Genomic DNA, 17810 nt, shown 5'->3' with positions numbered 1-17810 from the left:
CACCTCTTTCTTGTATCTTTTCAAAAACAGAGTGCGTTCTGTTTTTAAATAATAGCAATATCTCATGTATTTGTCAAGTATCTATCTTATCTTTTCTAAGAACTTTTTTATCTTTTTTTGATTTTTACTCTTTCTCACTGAACCAGGAAATATTCGTTCCGTCACTCGTTGCAATAATTGTTCCAAGCAGATCTGTGCGGTAAACCTGCACATCATCGTTATTCAGGCGCTCCAGCGTCTCTTGATGCGGATGTCCATAAGAATTATCCACGCCACAGCTGATAACAGCCCATGTTGGGTTCGTTGCTTTTAAAAACACTTCACTTGTAGAAGTTCTGCTTCCGTGGTGTCCGCATTTTAACACATCACATTCCAACGCACTTCCAAATCTCTTCACCATTGCGCTCTCAGATTTCTCACTGGCATCTCCACACATGACAAAAGAATTCTCCCCATGCACCAGTTTAATTCCTACTGAAGCATCATTGGTATCATCTGAACTGACCAGATCCGTTTCCGGACAAAGTACAGTAAATGTCGCATCTCCAAATCCGAACTCTTCGCCGACTTTTGGATGCTCTACCGGAACATTTTCTTTCTCAATATCATCCATAACTTCTTCATAAGTCATTGTATCATTCGCCACATCCGGCATAATAACCTGTTCTACCTCAATCTTCTCCAAAACATCATCGCCGCCACCTATATGATCGGCATCCGGGTGTGTCAGGATCAGATAGTCAAGCTTGTCTATGCCCTGTTGATTCAGATAATCCACCACATCTTTTCCTTCATGGTTATTCCCAGCATCGATCATTGCATTATGACCTTCTGTCTGAATAATTGTACAGTCACCCTGTCCTACATTGAGATAGGTCACTTTCATCTGACCGGTCGCAACCGTATCTGCAATGTTTTGTGCTGGCTCACCAGACATTCGTTCCATCAAATTCCCACGCTCCGCAAATCCGCCGATCAATGCAAGAATCAGCATGATTGCCGCAGGAATTCCTTTTAGATTCTTATTCTTTTTTCTTCTAGCCATACTTACTTTCGCTCCCCTTATGTAATTTTCGCTCCCCTTTCATTCAGGCCTTGAAATCCATTTTTCGCTTCAAATTATTGTTCTTTTTCTCCTGACGCCGGATCAGCCATCAGTTTCTTGTAATACGCTTTTGTCTGATACAATGCTCCAACCGGATTGTGTGCAAGCACACGGTCTTTTGTCACCAGCGTTGTCGTCAGTGTGTGTGTATATTTATAAAACAAACTGTCATGTCCGACGCATAATCCAACTACAACATTAAAATCTGTCCCGGCTTTCTCCAAAAGCTTTGCCTGCATAATCGGATTACACAGCGCATTTCCTACTTGCGTTGTATACTCTTTCCTTACTCCTATATCCGTCTTATTAAATGCTCCAGCCTTACAAAGTGCTGCATATGGTTCAAAACCGTTCTTTCTCAAAATCTGAGCAAATATACGGCTTTCTTCAATCAATCCAATACATGTCGCAATTCCAATTTTATGAAAGCCCATCCGCTTTGAAAATTCGATAATTTCCTCCACTCTCGTATAACGGCAATAAAATTCAGCTTCAATCTCTGCTGAAATCACAGAAACTTTATTGTTCTCTTCATCTTCAAGATATAGTTTTTTAATCTCTTCCAGCTCTTTTACATCAAAATTTGTAGTCAGACAGAACTCCGGATATTCCTTATCTCTCTTGGCACAGTTCAATACGCCACAGTTAACACATGATTTTTCAAATTCTCCCATTGTACATTCTCCTTCCACCTATACACCTTTTTTATATTATTTATTTTGGTATAAATATTATCCTACAAGCGTTGAGCACAACTCACGCCAACTTTCATCACCCCTGCCAGCAGCATCACCCACACAGGATTCATTTTCACTTTCTGTATCAGAAAAATACAGATTACAAATATTGTAACCAGACCCCAATTAGTTCCTGCAAAAGTAATCATATCATTTCCCCAAAATGCCGTAATGAGAATTGATATTCCTGCCGATGCTATCAATGCAACAACCGCTGGGCGCAAAGAGCCTAACACCCCCTGAAATAACTCCATATTCCGCCATTTTAGATAAATCTTTGCAATTACCGTTACAATAATACAAGACGGCAATATGTACCCGGCTGTTGCACAGAGCGCTCCTGGTATACCTGCAATCTTTTCACCTACAAATGTTGCTGAATTCACGGCTATTGGTCCCGGTGTCATCTGAGATATGGTAATCAGATCTGTAAATTCTGACATACTAAGCCAGCTATGCGTTTTTACGACCTGCCCCTGAATCAGAGGAAGCGCTGCATATCCACCTCCGAAACTGAACATGCCAACTTGAAGGAAACTTAAGAACAACTGCAGATAAATCATGCTTCTTTCCTCCTTTTTAAAAGAGTCCGTACCACACCAAATATAATACATGTCAGAATAATATATATTACGTTTACATTCATAAAACATGCCGCAACAAATGCTCCAGCCATTATCAGAAGTGACATTTTGTCACCGTCTTTTGCAATACCATTTCCCATTTCGTAAGTCACACAGGCAATGACTGCAGCCACACCTGCCTGCATGCCTTCCAGCATCTGACTGATCAACCAGTTATCACGAAATGCCTGATAACACATTGCAAGAATTGTGATAATCACGAATGGCGGAATAATTGCTCCTATAACCGCTACAAATGCTCCTATAATCCCCGCCAGTTTATATCCCACCACAATCGCTCCATTAACTGCGATTGCTCCCGGTGCCGATTGTGCAATTGCCACAAGATCTAACATCTCATCATTTTCAATCCAGTGATATTCGTCCACAAATTTTTTCTTTAACAGGGAAACAATCACATATCCTCCACCGAAAGTAAATGCACTCAGATATAAAGTTGAAATAAATAAATGGAATAACACCTTTTTCTTATCTTCCACTATTTTCCCTTCCATAAATCAGTTATCCGACTGTTATAATATTCTTACAGACTCCAGTCTTCGAATCTCATTATCCGTCAGTTCCCATTGAAGATTTCTGCAGTTTTCTTCTACTCTGGCACGGCTCTGCGCCCCAATGATGCAACTGGATACAAATCTCTTCTGAATCACCCATTTCTCTGCGATCTGAGCCAAGGAAACATTTCTCTCTTCTGCAATCTGATCCATGATTGTTAACAGTTCCATTGCTTTTGAAAACAATGGTTCTTTAAAATATGGGTAAAATCGATTTCTGCTGTCAGTCTGCTCAAAGGTTCTAAGTTTTCGGTAATTTCCAGTCAGAATTCCGCCACCTAAAGTTCCATAAGTCATAATTCCAAGTCCTTGTTCATGAGCCCAGCGAATCAACTTCTCGTCTTTTCGGTCTGCCAGTGAATACTGTGGCTGAAAAGCTTCGATTTTGCAATATTTCTGGGCTTCTTCAATCTGTTCTTTTGAAAAATTAGAAACTCCTGCATGCAGAATTTTTCCTTCTTTTTTCAACGTACTCACCGCATCTATTGTCTCTTCCAGTTCAACATCCGGATCTGGCCAGTGTACCAGATAAATATCAATATAGTCTGTCTTTAGATTTTTCAGCGACTCGTCGCACTGCTTTAAAATACTCTCTTTTGAACCACAGCGAAGATATTTTCCATCTACGAACTTATTTCCACATTTTGTAGAAATGACCACCTCTCTGCGCTTTTTGAGCTTACTCAAAGTTTCACCAACATAACATTCTGCTTTTCCTGCATTGTAAGCCGGTGCTGTATCTATAAAATTAATGCCACACTCCAACGCTGCCTTAATTGCGTCCATTCGTGACTCATCCGAATAACTGTCCCAGCCGGCACCTCCGATACCCCATGTTCCAAGACACAGCTTCGAAACCCTCAAGCCTGTTTTTCCAAACTCCTGATACTGCATATCTGTCACATTCCTTTCTGTCTGCTACGTTATCATTCATCATCTGCTTTGTTACGACCTTTTATTATTCTACCAAATTACTTTCCATACGTCAAAACCGTCAGGAAACATATCCCGACGGTCATACTTTTTACTTCGTGTATTTATAAAATCCTTCTCCTGTGCAGACGCCTTTCTTGCCTGCATCGATTTTTTCTTTCAAGCGTTTTGCAATCTTTCCCGGTGTTGTCTCCGGATCTTTTGCAGCCGGATCCATACAAACGATATTGTATGCAGTCTCCAGTCCCACAATATCAAGAATACGGAATGGGCCAAGTGGAGCTCCAGTAGCAAGACTCCATGTCAGATCAATTGTCTCCGGATCAGCCACATCATTTGCATAAAGTGCTTCTCCTGCATTCAAAAACGGAACTAACAGAGAGTTCAGAATATATCCCGGCTGTTCTTTATGTAATTTCAATGGAATCATACCAATCTGTCCGGCAAACTCTACAACCTCATCGTAATATTTTCCTTCTGTACCGGCATGTCCCATAATCTCAGCCGTGTTATTTTTCCAGATTTCATTTGCAAAATGCAGTGCAAGATATTTTTCCGGTCTTCCTGTGTACTGAGCAAATGCACTCGGTACCATAGTTGATGAATTTGTCACAATAACTGTCTTTTCCGGAAGAAGCGGCGCCATCTGCTGATAGAATGCAATCTTTGCTTTCGGATCTTCTGATAAAGATTCAATCACAAGATCTGCATCTGCCATTGCTTTCGCCATATCAAGTTCATATATAAGACTTTCAAATGCCTGGTCAGCCTGCGCTTTTAATTCCTCTACTTTTGTATTAAAGTTCACACTTATAAACGTAAAGAGAAGCCTAGCATACGCTAAGCTCCTCTCATTATTCCATTATTATTTCTTACTTTTCTGGCAGTTTCTTAGAATTTACCAGCCTTTGCTGCTTCCTCTACAGAAACTGCTACTGCAACAGTCATACCAACCATCGGGTTGTTACCTGCTCCGATAAGTCCCATCATCTCTACGTGAGCCGGTACAGAAGATGATCCTGCAAACTGTGCATCTGAGTGCATACGTCCAAGTGTATCTGTCATACCATAAGATGCTGGACCTGCAGCCATGTTATCTGGATGAAGTGTACGTCCTGTACCACCACCAGATGCTACTGAGAAGTATTTTTTACCTTTCTCAACACACTCTTTTTTGTACGTTCCTGCTACTGGATGCTGGAAACGTGTCGGGTTTGTAGAGTTACCTGTGATAGATACATCTACACCCTCTTTCCACATGATTGCAACACCTTCACGTACATCATTTGCTCCATAGCAGTTTACTTTGGAACGAAGTCCGTCAGAATAAGAGATTCTCTGAACCTCTTTCAGCTCTCCTGTATAGTAGTCATATTCTGTCTGAACATATGTAAATCCATTGATACGGGAGATAATCTTAGCTGCGTCTTTTCCAAGTCCGTTCAAGATAACACGAAGTGGTTTTTTACGAACTTTGTTTGCTTTTTCAGCGATACCGATCGCACCCTCTGCTGCTGCAAATGACTCATGTCCTGCAAGGAAACAGAAGCAGTCTGTATCCTCTTCCAGAAGCATCTTTCCAAGGTTACCATGTCCAAGACCAACTTTTCTCTGATCTGCTACAGATCCTGGAATACAGAAAGACTGAAGTCCTTCACCGATTGCTGCTGCTGCTTCTGCTGCTGTCTTACAGCCTTTTTTGATTGCAATTGCAGCACCTACTGTGTAAGCCCAGCATGCGTTCTCAAAACAGATTGGCTGAATGCTCTTAATCTGATTGTATACATCAAGTCCGGCATCCTTTGTAATCTTCTGTGCTTCCTCGATTGAAGCGATTCCATAACCTGCCAGCACTTCATTGATTTTATCAATTCTTCTTTCATATGATTCAAATAAAGCCATTTTAAAAAGTCCTCCTACTCTTTTCTTGGGTCAATAATCTTTGCTGCGTCTTCAACACGACCATACTGTCCTTTTGCCTTTTCCCATGCGTCATTCGGTGTATCGCCTTTTTTGATGAAGTCTGTAAGTTTTCCAAGATTTACGAACTGGTATCCGATGATCTCGCCTGCTTCATCGAGTGCGATACCTGTTACATAACCCTCTGCCATCTCAAGATAACGAGGTCCTTTTGCTAATGTTCCGTACATTGTTCCTACCTGAGAGCGGAGTCCTTTTCCAAGGTCCTCAAGTCCTGCTCCGATAGCAAGTCCGTCTTCAGAAAATGCGCTCTGAGTTCTTCCGTATACAATCTGTAAGAATAACTCACGCATTGCTGTATTGATTGCATCACAGACAAGGTCTGTATTCAATGCCTCTAAAATAGTTTTTCCTGGAAGGATTTCTGAAGCCATAGCAGCTGAATGTGTCATTCCGGAGCAGCCGATTGTCTCAACCAATGCCTCCTGGATAATTCCATCTTTCACATTCAGTGTCAGCTTACAAGCACCCTGCTGAGGAGCACACCAGCCAATGCCGTGTGTAAAACCGGAAATATCTTTGATCTCCTTAGCCTGAACCCATTTTGCCTCTTCCGGAATCGGAGCTGGTCCGTGATTAGCGCCCTGCGCTACCGGACACATCATTTCTACTTCTTGTGAATAAATCATTTTAAAACTCCTTTCAACTATGTGTGTTTTATAAATAGTGTTTGTTATAAGTTTAACACCATATCCTTTTTTATTCTCTCATAAATAACATTTTTCGTCAATTGGCACTACGCTACATTTTTAAATTGTTTGGACCGCTTTTTATAGTCATTCTACTAAAGAATTTCCATTGCCATAGGCACATAACATTTTCCATGTATCATCTGCATCTCATCGATTGGTTTCATGCCCATGTGGATATATTTTTTCACCGCCTCCGGAGCAGCATCAACGGTCATAATAGTCTTATGCAGTTCTTCCTTACAATACCTTTTCGCATAGTCAAAAAGTAACCTTCCAGCACCTTTTCCCTGGCAGGATCTGCGCACATAATAATTACAAATGTGTCCCCGCCTCTGAAGGGATATGGTTCCTTCCAGTTCTTCTTGTTCAAATACACCAAACATCAGAAGTTCGCCGCTATCACAGAGCTGGTCGATATTCTCCTGTTTTAAATATTCGCGGAATGTATCAATCCCTTCCTGTTCATACACCTCGGCCACATCCATGCAAAAAACGCTCCAGATAATATCCAGAGCGTTTTTTCTTTCCTGTTTTTCCAGTTCACGTACAATCATTACATACCTCCCTGTGTCAGCACCTGCACATTCTTTGCAATATAGTCGATCAGTGATACAACTGTCAGGATCAGTGAAAGCCAGATCAGAACTGTGCCAACGATATCGAACACACCTCCAAGATCTGCAATCAATACAATAATCATGAACATCTGGGATACTGTCTTAAATTTGCCCCAGTAACTTGCTGCGATGACAATTCCATTGTCTGCAGCCACAAGGCGGAATCCGCTAATAATAAACTCACGGGCAATGATGATGATGACGAACCATGCCTGTAATTTTCCTAACGGGATCATACAGATCATAGCAGAACACACAAGCAGCTTATCTGCTAAAGGATCCATGAACTTTCCAAAGTTTGTCACAAGATTTCTTGCGCGGGCGATCTTACCATCCAGCATATCTGTCAGACTGGCAACACAGAACAAAACTAACGCGATCCATTTATTTGCCGGTCCTCCCACATCAGTCAACATAAAAAATACAAAAAACGGAACCATGATAACTCGTAATACTGTCAGTTTATTTGGTAAATTCATTATATCAGCTCTCCTATCAAATCATATTCCAGTGCACCTGTCACGCGGACTCTTGCAAAATCTCCACTCATCAATTCTTCGTCTGTATTGATAAAGATCAAGCCATCCACATTCGGTGCATCTTTATAAGTTCTTCCTACATATGCATTTTCATCTGCAACTTTTCCTTCAATCATAACGAGAACTTCACGTCCGACCATATCTTCTGCCAGATCAAATGCGATTTCCTGCTGAAGTTCCATCAATTCTGCCTGGCGGTCTTCCTTGACTTCTTCCGGAATCTGCTCTGTCATAGTTGCAGCTGGTGTATCTTCCTCCGGTGAGTAAGTAAAAACTCCAAGTCTGTCAAATTCCATCTCATCTACGAAATCCTTCAGCTCTTCATGCTGTTCTTGTGTCTCACCCGGAAATCCTGTGATCAATGTGGTACGAAGAGAAATATCCGGGATCTCTTTTCGAAGCTTTTCAATGATCTCTACAAGCTGAGCTTTTGAAGTTCTTCTTCCCATTCTTTTTAGCACTGCGTCACTTGCATGTTGAATCGGAAGATCCAGATAGTGACAGACTTTATTTTCTTCTTTAATCGTCTGAATCAGTTCATCGTAAATCTCCTCCGGATAACAATAAAGAATTCGGATCCACTGGATTCCGGATATTTTACAAAGCTCGCGGAGCAATTTATGCAAAGATTTCTCTCCATATAAATCCTTTCCGTATACGGTCGTTTCCTGTGCAACAAGAATCAATTCTTTTACTCCCTGATCAGCCAGGTCTTTCGCTTCTGCCAGCAGCTTCTCCATCGGAACACTGCGGTAATTACCACGAAGTTTTGGGATGATACAGTAAGTACAATGCTTGTCGCAGCCTTCGGCAATTTTCATGTATGCATAATGCCCGCCTGTTGTTACAAGTCTCTTTTCTTTTACATCTGGAAGTGCATCCACATCTTCCAGAACAACATGTCCATTTCCCGCAAGAGCCTCTTCCACCGCTTCTACGATATGATCATAAGAAGTAGTTCCAAGTACTGCATCAACTTCCGGTATCTCGTCAATAATCTCCTGCTGATAGCGCTGTGCCAGACACCCGGTCACGATCAGAGCTTTCAGCTTCCCTTCTTTTTTGTACTCTGCCATCTCAAGAATGGTCTGAATACTTTCCTCCTTTGCATCATGAATAAAACAGCAGGTATTAACAACAATAATATCTGCGTCTTCTTCTGAATCTACGATCTGATATCCCTTTTTATCCAAAAGCCCAAGCATGACCTCTGAATCCACCAGGTTCTTATCGCAGCCGAGGGATATAAATAAAATATTCATATAGTTCTCCTTGTATGTCTTATTTAAAAAGCAGATACCAGACGGTATCTGCCTCAGGCACACGGCACACCGTGTAGTAATCTCTCTATTCGTTATCTTCAGACTCTTCTACTGCTTCTGCGTCTTCCTCTGAATCCTCTTCCTGAATATTCAAGAAATCTTCCTCTGCATTCTCCTCTGCCTGCTTTGCTTCCAGTTCCGCAAGTTTTGCAGCCTCTTCTTCAGCAAGTATAGTGATCTTTCCCTGATTCATCTCGCTGATCGCGATAGAAAGCGGCTTCTCACCCGGCTTTGTATCTACTAATGGCATAGAACCATCAATAATCTCTCGTGCTCTTTTAGCTGTAGCCATAACGATAGAATAACGGCTGTTAACAACCTTTGTCTCGCCTTCCTCAACGTCTTTATTAACGACCTTCATTAAGTCTGTGTAAGATGGATGTAACATGTACACTATTCTCCTTTCAACTCTCTCTTCATATGCTCTATAAATGTCTGATTACGGAAACATCTCTCATGTTCTCCCTGAATCAGATGATGCATCTCTTCCACGCACACATCTAATTCATCATTCACGACCAGATAATCATACTGATCCATATATTCCGCCTCTTCAATAGCGCGCTTCATACGCCCATCGATGACTTCCTGTGTCTCAGTCCCCCGTCCTTCCAGACGCTTTCTGAGTTCTTCTGCGCTCGGAGGTGTTACGAACAGTAATAATGTATTCGGAAATTTTTCTTTGACTTTCAATGCGCCCTGGATTTCAATCTCCAGGATTACATCTTTCCCTGCACGAAGCTGCTCTTCCACATATGCTTTCGGTGTTCCGTAATAATTTCCCACGTACATAGCATACTCTATCAAATCATCTTTCGCAATCATTTTTTCAAATTCTTCAGTTGTTTTGAAAAAATAAGCCTTTCCTTCTTCTTCTCCCGGTCTTGGGTTTCTTGTTGTTGCAGAGATGGATAATGCATAATTATCATATCTCTCCAGAAGTGCTTTCATAATCGTACCTTTGCCGGCACCGGAAAACCCGGATACTACAATAAGAATTCCCTCTTTATTCATAGCTATACCTCTTATTCAATGTTCTGGATCTGTTCTCTGACCTTCTCAATCTCTGTCTTTAACCCAATTCCTGTATTGGAAACTTCCAAGTCATTTGCCTTTGACAAGATTGTATTTGCTTCACGGTTCATCTCCTGTGCAATAAAATCAAGCTTGCGTCCGATTCCTGCCTCATCTGACTGGAGCGTCTCTTTCATATGTACGACATGACTCTTCAGTCGTACGACCTCTTCATCTGTACAGATCTTATCTGCATAAATCACAACTTCTGCTGCAATACGATTCTCCTCAATCTGCGTATCTTCAAGAAGTTCTTTAACTTTGGCTTCCAGCTTTTCTCTATACTCGGCAACGATCTTCGGAGAACGCTCCTCGATAAATGCTACCATCTCAAGAATTCCATCGAGCTTTGCAAGAATATCTTCTCTAAGATGTTCTCCCTCTGCAGTCCTTGTAGTTACAAATCCGTCAACGGCTCCATCCAGTGCTTTTTTAAGTCCCTTCCAAAGTTCATCGGTATCCTCACTGCCCTCTTCCATTGTAAATATCTCAGGATATCTGGAAAGTGCAGACACACGGACATCATTCTCAATGCCAAACTTTTCTTCCATCTGCTTGAAATATTCAAGATATTCTGCTGCCAGACTTTCATTATACTTTAATGAAACCTGTCCGTCAGATAAATCCTCATAGCTGATAAAGATGTCTACTTTTCCTCTCTGGATTCTTTTCTTGATCTCTGTCCGGATTGCCGTCTCGAAGAAATTCAGTTTCTTCGGCATACGGATACTCATATCCAGATAGCGGTGATTCACGCCTTTCATTTCTACGGTAAACTTGCGGTCTCCCTCTGATATTTCACATCTTCCGAAACCGGTCATACTCTTGATCATGTGTATTACCTCTTCTTTTCAGTAATAAATACGGTTTTAACCGTACGTTTTATTATACTTCATTTGGATTTTTGAGTCAACTATGGTATGATATGAAAAGTAAACATTTATCATACATTTATAACATTATTTTAAAGGAGTGCTTATATTATGGCATTTGACGGAACAACAATCGCAGCAGTCCGAAAAGAACTTTCCGATTCTATCCTTGGCGGACGCATCTACAAAATTGCACAGCCGGAACCGGACGAACTGTTGATCACAATAAAAACACCCGAAGGACAACGCAAACTATATATTTCTGCAAGTGCATCTCTTCCACTGATTTATCTCACTGATGAGAATAAACCGAGTCCTATGACTGCACCTGGTTTTTGTATGCTTCTTCGCAAATATGTTGGGAATGGGCGTATCACAGCTATCTCACAGCCTGGTCTGGAACGTATTTTATTCTTTGATATTGAGCATTTAAATGAACTGGGGGACCTTTGCCGTAAGCGTCTGATCGTAGAAATCATGGGCAAGCACAGCAATATCATCTTCTGCGATGATAAAGATAAGATTCTGGACAGCATTAAGCATGTTTCCGCACAAATGAGTTCTGTCCGGGAAGTCCTTCCTGGAAGAACCTATTTCATCCCGGACACGATGTCTAAACTGGACCCGCTCACAGTTTCTTTTAAAAACTTTGTCCTGGCACTGAGAGAAAAACCTGCTGCCCTTGGAAAAGCAATCTACACAAGCTTTACCGGTATCAGTCCTGTAGTAGCGGAACATATCGTCTCGGAGTCCGGACTAGATACGGATATTCCGGCTTCCGACATTTCCGAAGATATGCTCATTCACCTGTACCGCCAGTTTTCCTACTATATCGAAGACCTGAAGGAAGGAAATTTCCACCCAGTGATTTACTATAGCAACGAAGTGCCAAAAGAATTCACCGCCATTCCATTTTCCCACTATGGAAATTACCGGGCAGAATGCTTCGATTCCATCTCACGGGTGCTTCGCACTTATTATGCGACTCGCAACACCGTAACACGGATACGTCAGAAAAGTGCAGACCTGCGCCATGTTGTGCAGACGAATCTGGAACGTGCAAGGAAAAAATATGACTTACAATCCAAACAACTACAAGGAACTGAAGGCCGTGAAAAATACAAAGTTTACGGAGAACTGATCAACACTTATGGTTACAACCTGGATTCGGAAGCAAAGTCATTGACCTGCCTGAATTACTATACGAACGAAGATATTACGATTCCATTGGATCCACAGAAAACTCCTCAGGAAAATGCACAAAAATATTTTGCAAAATACAATAAGCAGAAGCGTACTTTTGAGGCGCTGTCCGAACTGATCCAGGAGACAGCTGATGAGATCCGCTATCTGGAATCCGTCAGCAACTCTCTGGACATTGCTCTAAGCGAAGCGGATCTGGGACAGATCAAAGAAGAATTGACTGCCAGCGGCTATGTGCGCAGAAAATTCACAAAGAAAAAAGTAAAACTGACTAACAAACCAATGCACTACATCTCCAGTGACGGATATGACATTTACGTTGGTAAAAATAATATCCAGAACGATGAACTGACTTTCTCTTTTGCAAATGGCGGTGACTGGTGGTTTCACGCAAAAGGTGCTCCCGGATCCCACGTCATTGTCAAGACAAATGGCGATGAACTTCCGGACCGTACTTTTGAAGAAGCTGGACGGCTGGCTGCTTATTATTCTAAGAACCGCGGCAGTGATAAAGTCGAGATTGACTACATTGAAAAGAAGCATGTCAAGAAACCAAACGGAGCAAAACCCGGGTTCGTGGTTTATTATACAAACTACTCTCTCGTTATTGACTCTGACATCAGCAACATAAAAGTCGTGCAGGATTAATTCCCGCACGACCTTTTTCGTATTGTACTTACGATTTTCACTTATTCTATCATTTATTACAGAATATCATCAAACAGCTTTTCTTTATAAACGCCCTCTTCAATCAACTTCTTGAAAGATTCTACAACTGAGTCCTTATCTTCTTTGTAAGTAACTCCGAACCATTTATCCTGTGTTTCAAGGACTTTTACAGTCACTTCGCCTTTCTGAAGTAACTCATCAATGTAAATCGGAAGCAGATACTCTCCCTTTAGCACATCCACATCTGGTTTTTCAAAAAATTCCTTGAATCCTTTTTCCAGTGTCTCTACGAACTCCGGTGTCAGTCCCCACATATTCATCGATACATGGGAATTCTCATCAATTGGCTCCTGTCCGTCTTCTTTCTGGACTGCTGCCTTATCTCCCACTTTTACAATGTTCTTTGTCTCATCAATTCCGGTCAGGTATCCATTCTCATTGACCTGGCATACACCTCTTGTAACGCCGCCGTTTTCACTGAGTGTATTCTTCAGAATAAACCCTGCCGCACAAAAATCTGTCGGTTTCTCCGGTGTGTACTCCTCCAGAAAATCATGCAGTTTAAAAAATGATTCTTTTCCATAATAGTCATCTGCATTAATTACCGCAAATGGCTCTTTTATAAGACCCTTACATGCCAGAACTGCCTGGCCTGTTCCCCATGGCTTTGTACGGTCTTTTGGTAATTTTACTCCTTCCGGAAGATCGTCCATTGCTTGAAATGCATAGTCAATCTCTACGTTTAATTGTTTACAGATAGCTTCGATTCTCTCTCCGATAACCTCCCGGAAGGCTTCCTCTATGTCCTTGCGGATAATAAATATAATCTTGTTAAATCCAGCTTCGATTGCATCATGAATGGAATAGTCCATAATGATCTCTCCATGCATTCCAACCGGCTCTAACTGCTTAATTCCTCCACCAAATCTGGAACCGATCCCGGCAGCCATAATAACTAATGATGTTTTCATCCTTTTCCCTCCATATCATTATTATGATTTTATCTTTTCTAGTCATATCAGCGAATCTGTCTTGCTTCCAAATAATATCTTTTCTCCGTCGCATGTCCCATGGAAAATGTCTTTCTTGGAAGTGTTCCACTTTCAGTCACGTAAGGAAACAACTCTCTTTTCTCCATTGCAGGCAATAAAAAGCCAACCGCATTTTCCTTCTCTGCCAGGTTCTTTAATGCCTCTTCTCCATGTATATAATCCATCTGTCCTCTATGGTTTTTCAGATATTCGTCTAAAAAATTCTGTAAAATTGCGACTGCAAGCCTACTTTTATTCGGATTTAAATAAAGAACACCTTGGCGCTCTTTCGTATACCATTGTACTGGATATCCATTCGGGGCGCAACATGTTTTTTGAAGCTCATCCAATAATGCTTCTTCATCTGTCTCTGTAACAATTCGATGAATCGGAGAAAATTCCAACGCTTTGTCGTGAATATTTTCCAGCTCCACCATCGCATATCTTGCCGGAGCATTTGCATTTTCTGTATCGGAATGTGTTTTTTTATAATTTTCATAACATACTTTTGCTGTAGCCAGTGAATGATTCCCGTCGCCAACCGCATAGGGCATCTCTGCACTTATATTCTCATAAGATGTAATCTTCTTTTCAAAATCTTTTGCGAGTTTTCCAGACACCAGCCAACCACTGATATGTCCGCCTTCTTTCATAAGATTAAAATTATAAATCTTACGCATTTCTTCCTTTTTCCCGCTCAGCCATTCCATCAACCCATCACTTCTGTCATCACACAAAAGTAATACATGTGGCAATTCGACAGGCGCATCCTCACGGATTCTGACTCTTGGCGGAATTCTACAGGTCACTGTCTTTTCCGTCGCACGGATTCTGGAAGAACTATTTTCCGAATAATCATATGCTTCCAGATCAATCATCCCGACCAGCCCTCTTCGAATACTGCCATTTTTAAGGGTCCTCTCTACATAAACATAGGATTTTTCATATTTCTGAAAAATTCCCTGTTCAAGATATGATTGCATATTCCAATTGATTGTCTTTATCTTTTCATTCTCGTCCACATCTTCCAATTCTGCTTCCGGAAAGATCAAATGAAAGGAAGATGGAGCATCCCCTACCGTCTCCTTTACATCTTTCCAGTATTCTGGCTGCGAAGAGAACTGGTCGCATGCAATCACCGACCACTTCTCCATGCTTTCTACATCCGGGATCAGAATATCTGCCGGCAAAAATACATTCATGATTACGCCTCTTTTCCTGCCAGATAATCAATAAACTGCTGTGCAGTTCTTCCTGACATTCCTCCGTGACTTAACTCCCATTTATTTGCCTCTGCCAGGAGTTCCTCCTCCGTTAGATTAAGATTATTTCTCTTGGCAAGCTGACACACGATTTCCTGGAACTCTCGTTTCTGTGGTCTTCCAAAGTAGATCGTCACACCAAATCTTGCTACCAGTGACAGCTTTTCCTGTACGGTATCATTTGTATGTAATTCTTCATCTCTATCTTCTTTATCCTTAAATGTCTCACGGATCAGATGTCTTCGGTTAGATGTTGCATAAATAAGCACATTATCTGGTTTTTTCTCAAGTCCTCCCTCGATGACCGCTTTCAGATATTTATATTCAATCTCAAATTCCTCGAATGACAGATCATCCATGTATATGATGAACTTGTAATTACGGTTCTTGATCTGCGCAATTACATCATTGAGATCCTGGAATTGATGCTTATAGACTTCGATCATACGAAGGCCCTGATCATAATACTGATTCAGGATTGCCTTGATAGAAGAAGATTTTCCGGTTCCGGCATCTCCAAATAACAGACAGTTATTGGATTTTCTTCCCATAACAAATGCTTCTGTATTGTCGATCAGTTTTTTCTTTGCCATCTCGTATCCCACCAGATCACCCAGGTGCACATGAGCAATCTTTGTGATCGGCACGATTCTTGCCCCTTCTTCGGTATGCTCAATACGAAATGCTTTGTGAAGCCCCAGTTTGCCAACGCCAAATTCCTTGTAGAACTGTGTTACTTTCTCTTTAAATTCTTCTGCACATTTCGTTCCATCAAGTGCCTTTGCAAGGTCACAGATACGGTCACGGATTCTCTCATTGAAGACCTGTCCATGTCCATTGACCCCCTTGTAATCCCGGATCATGGCAAGTCCGTCTTCTCCAAGTACCTCTCCAAGATTCTGGAAATCATAGTCAAACAGTTCTTTAAAAATCTTAAAATCATGCAGTGCTGCAATATTAATACTTCCTTCGACCGGTCCGACAATCTCACAGGAAGTGCTGTATGCATTCTCATGACTGACCATAAGGTAAGTCAGATAAGTATGCCACAGATTTCCTTCAAATCCGTGACTGACTGATAACTCTGTCAGATCACCAATAGTAGAATACAGAAGACTCTTCATATCGTCCTCATTGTAATATTCATTATTATAGTTCTCCATAAGAAATGTCATGTCCTGGAGAAGTTCCCCGTCTTCCATATCTTTATATAAAATCAATTCATTCGTTCTCATTTCCTCGATGTCTCCTTTTTTATGTCATTTTATGTTTTTCTATTATACAAATCCTCTAACGGATTACTCTATGTTCGGCACTCCCACACTGGTATTAGTAATTTCCAAGTATCTTCAGGCTTCTGCTCTCTTCCCGCAAGCCCCTAAGTGCATTCTTCACACCTGGTTCTTCCAGATTGCCTTCAAAATCTACAAAGAAACGGTACTCCCAGCTTCTTCCCTCAATTGGTCTGGACTCGATTTTTGACATATTCAAATCATTATAAATAAAATGTGACAGTAAATGATACAGCGATCCACTCTCATGTGGAACCTCAAAGCAAATACTAATCTTCTTTGCCCCTTTCAAGAACACCTTCTGGTTCGTCACAATAATAAATCTTGTACAGTTTCCGGATTCATCATTAATGTTGTCGTCTAACACTTCCAGTCCGTAGACTTTTGCCGCATAGGCACTGCAGACTGCTGCCTGAGTCCGGTCCTGGTCATCCAGGATTTTCTTTGCTGCAATAGCTGTATTTGCCACGCTGATCTGCTGCCAGTCACTGTGTTCTTCCAAAAACCTGGTCGTCTGCATCAGCGCTTCCGCTTTAGAATACACACGCTTCAATTCAGAAAGCTGTGTCCCTGGAAGTCCTGCCAGTGTATGCGTGATTGGAATTATGACTTCTCCTACAATATAATTTTCAAATTCTACCAGAAGGTCATAGACTTCATTTACCGCACCTGCTGTAGAATTTTCGATTGGAAGCACTGCATAATCTGCGGCGCCCTCCTCGATTGCTTCCATTGCATCCCGGAATGTACGGACGGAATAACTGTTGCAGTCCTCTCCGAAATAGGTCTTCATAGCTGCCTGTCCATAAGCACCTTCCATGCCCTGAAATACGACTCTCGCTTTCTCCACGCCAAGTGAATCAATCTCTATAAAAGGAAGTCTTCCAAGAGCTTCTGCCTTCACAAGCTGCTGATACTGTAACTTGCGGCTCATGGACATAAGCTGCTGATACAATTCCTGAATTCCTTTTTTATCAAAATCAGAAGAAACTTTTGATGCCACATTCTGAAGCTTTTCTTTCTCCCTTACACGGTCAAATACCTTTCTTCCTGCTTCGACCTTATATTCTCCAACCTGTTCACATATTTTCATTCGCTCTTCATATAACTTCACGATCTGATCATCTACGACATCTAACTGTCCTCTTAATTCTTCTAATGTAGCCATCCATCTTGTCTCCTTTACAAATACCATAGTCAGTATCACTTGCATCCTTCGCCTCTCTATACTGACACTATTGCATTATAATACATTTCATATCTAAAATCCACCTTACATTCTTA

At 41.4% G+C, this 17810-nt stretch carries 18 protein-coding genes and 1 pseudogene; 1 reads left to right on the top strand and 18 read right to left on the bottom strand.

Annotation, left to right across the window (positions count from 1 at the left end):
• Positions 1–124: 124 nt before the first annotated feature.
• From LI164_RS08480 to LI164_RS08415, 14 genes and pseudogenes are all read right to left on the bottom strand, one after another.
• Complete coding sequence (locus LI164_RS08480; protein WP_005331080.1) at positions 125–1045, bottom strand: ComEC/Rec2 family competence protein; 921 nt, start codon at positions 1043–1045, stop codon at positions 125–127.
• Between the two features lie 74 nt (positions 1046–1119).
• Positions 1120–1779: a DUF1847 domain-containing protein gene (locus tag LI164_RS08475; RefSeq protein WP_117606075.1), complete on the bottom strand. Its 660-nt coding sequence runs from the start codon at positions 1777–1779 to the stop codon at positions 1120–1122.
• A 62-nt stretch (positions 1780–1841) separates the two neighbouring features.
• Positions 1842–2405, bottom strand: a complete 564-nt coding sequence (locus tag LI164_RS08470) for a chromate transporter (protein WP_117606074.1) — start codon at positions 2403–2405, stop codon at positions 1842–1844.
• Entirely contained in the window at positions 2402–2980 is a 579-nt protein-coding gene (locus tag LI164_RS08465; protein WP_215684074.1) for a chromate transporter, read from the bottom strand. The genes LI164_RS08470 and LI164_RS08465 overlap by 4 nt, the downstream gene beginning before the upstream one ends.
• 18 nt (positions 2981–2998) lie before the next feature.
• Positions 2999–3934: an aldo/keto reductase gene (locus LI164_RS08460; protein ID WP_117606072.1), complete on the bottom strand. Its 936-nt coding sequence runs from the start codon at positions 3932–3934 to the stop codon at positions 2999–3001.
• 130 nt (positions 3935–4064) lie between these two features.
• Positions 4065–4817, bottom strand: a pseudogene (locus LI164_RS08455) (3-hydroxyacyl-CoA dehydrogenase); the annotation flags it as partial.
• Between the two features lie 47 nt (positions 4818–4864).
• Complete coding sequence (locus LI164_RS08450) at positions 4865–5875, bottom strand: GGGtGRT protein (RefSeq protein ID WP_005331087.1); 1011 nt, start codon at positions 5873–5875, stop codon at positions 4865–4867.
• 14 nt (positions 5876–5889) lie between these two features.
• Positions 5890–6582: an iron-sulfur cluster assembly scaffold protein gene (locus LI164_RS08445; RefSeq protein ID WP_005331089.1), complete on the bottom strand. Its 693-nt coding sequence runs from the start codon at positions 6580–6582 to the stop codon at positions 5890–5892.
• A gap of 155 nt (positions 6583–6737) precedes the next feature.
• Entirely contained in the window at positions 6738–7199 is a 462-nt protein-coding gene (locus LI164_RS08440; RefSeq protein ID WP_117606069.1) for a GNAT family N-acetyltransferase, read from the bottom strand.
• Positions 7199–7741, bottom strand: a complete 543-nt coding sequence (gene pgsA, locus LI164_RS08435; protein ID WP_005331091.1) for a CDP-diacylglycerol--glycerol-3-phosphate 3-phosphatidyltransferase — start codon at positions 7739–7741, stop codon at positions 7199–7201. Before pgsA ends, LI164_RS08440 begins: the two co-directional genes overlap by 1 nt.
• Positions 7741–9063 carry a 30S ribosomal protein S12 methylthiotransferase RimO gene (gene rimO / locus LI164_RS08430; protein WP_005331092.1) on the bottom strand — a complete coding sequence of 441 codons (1323 nt, stop codon included), beginning with the start codon at positions 9061–9063 and terminating at the stop codon, positions 7741–7743. Before rimO ends, pgsA begins: the two co-directional genes overlap by 1 nt.
• A gap of 85 nt (positions 9064–9148) precedes the next feature.
• Positions 9149–9511 carry a DNA-directed RNA polymerase subunit omega gene (rpoZ, locus tag LI164_RS08425; protein ID WP_117495505.1) on the bottom strand — a complete coding sequence of 121 codons (363 nt, stop codon included), beginning with the start codon at positions 9509–9511 and terminating at the stop codon, positions 9149–9151.
• A gap of 5 nt (positions 9512–9516) precedes the next feature.
• Positions 9517–10137 carry a guanylate kinase gene (gene gmk / locus LI164_RS08420; RefSeq protein WP_005331094.1) on the bottom strand — a complete coding sequence of 207 codons (621 nt, stop codon included), beginning with the start codon at positions 10135–10137 and terminating at the stop codon, positions 9517–9519.
• A gap of 11 nt (positions 10138–10148) precedes the next feature.
• Positions 10149–11030: a YicC/YloC family endoribonuclease gene (locus LI164_RS08415; RefSeq protein WP_005331095.1), complete on the bottom strand. Its 882-nt coding sequence runs from the start codon at positions 11028–11030 to the stop codon at positions 10149–10151.
• Between the two features lie 150 nt (positions 11031–11180).
• Between LI164_RS08415 and LI164_RS08410 the strand changes: the two genes are divergently transcribed.
• Positions 11181–12920, top strand: coding sequence for an NFACT family protein (locus tag LI164_RS08410; protein WP_117606068.1), 1740 nt, complete (start codon positions 11181–11183; stop codon positions 12918–12920).
• Between the two features lie 56 nt (positions 12921–12976).
• On the opposite strand, the gene LI164_RS08405 is transcribed toward LI164_RS08410, so the two are convergent.
• The 4 genes from LI164_RS08405 to pheA form a co-directional block, all read right to left on the bottom strand.
• On the bottom strand, positions 12977–13912 hold the full coding sequence (locus LI164_RS08405) for a sugar phosphate nucleotidyltransferase (RefSeq protein WP_117606067.1): 936 nt from the start codon (positions 13910–13912) through the stop codon (positions 12977–12979).
• Positions 13913–13959: 47 nt separating this feature from the next.
• Complete coding sequence (locus tag LI164_RS08400; protein WP_215684075.1) at positions 13960–15174, bottom strand: DUF1015 domain-containing protein; 1215 nt, start codon at positions 15172–15174, stop codon at positions 13960–13962.
• 2 nt (positions 15175–15176) lie between these two features.
• Complete coding sequence (locus LI164_RS08395; protein ID WP_117606066.1) at positions 15177–16469, bottom strand: ATP-binding protein; 1293 nt, start codon at positions 16467–16469, stop codon at positions 15177–15179.
• 94 nt (positions 16470–16563) lie between these two features.
• The gene (pheA, locus tag LI164_RS08390; RefSeq protein ID WP_117606170.1) at positions 16564–17694 is read right to left on the bottom strand and encodes a prephenate dehydratase; all 1131 of its coding nucleotides are present in this window, start codon (positions 17692–17694) and stop codon (positions 16564–16566) included.
• Positions 17695–17810 lie beyond the last annotated feature (116 nt).

The sequence above is a fragment of the Dorea sp. 210702-DFI.3.125 genome, assembly GCF_020560945.1.
Taxonomy (GTDB): domain Bacteria; phylum Bacillota; class Clostridia; order Lachnospirales; family Lachnospiraceae; genus Dorea; species Dorea formicigenerans.
This window is presented reverse-complemented; position numbering and strand designations above follow the sequence as displayed.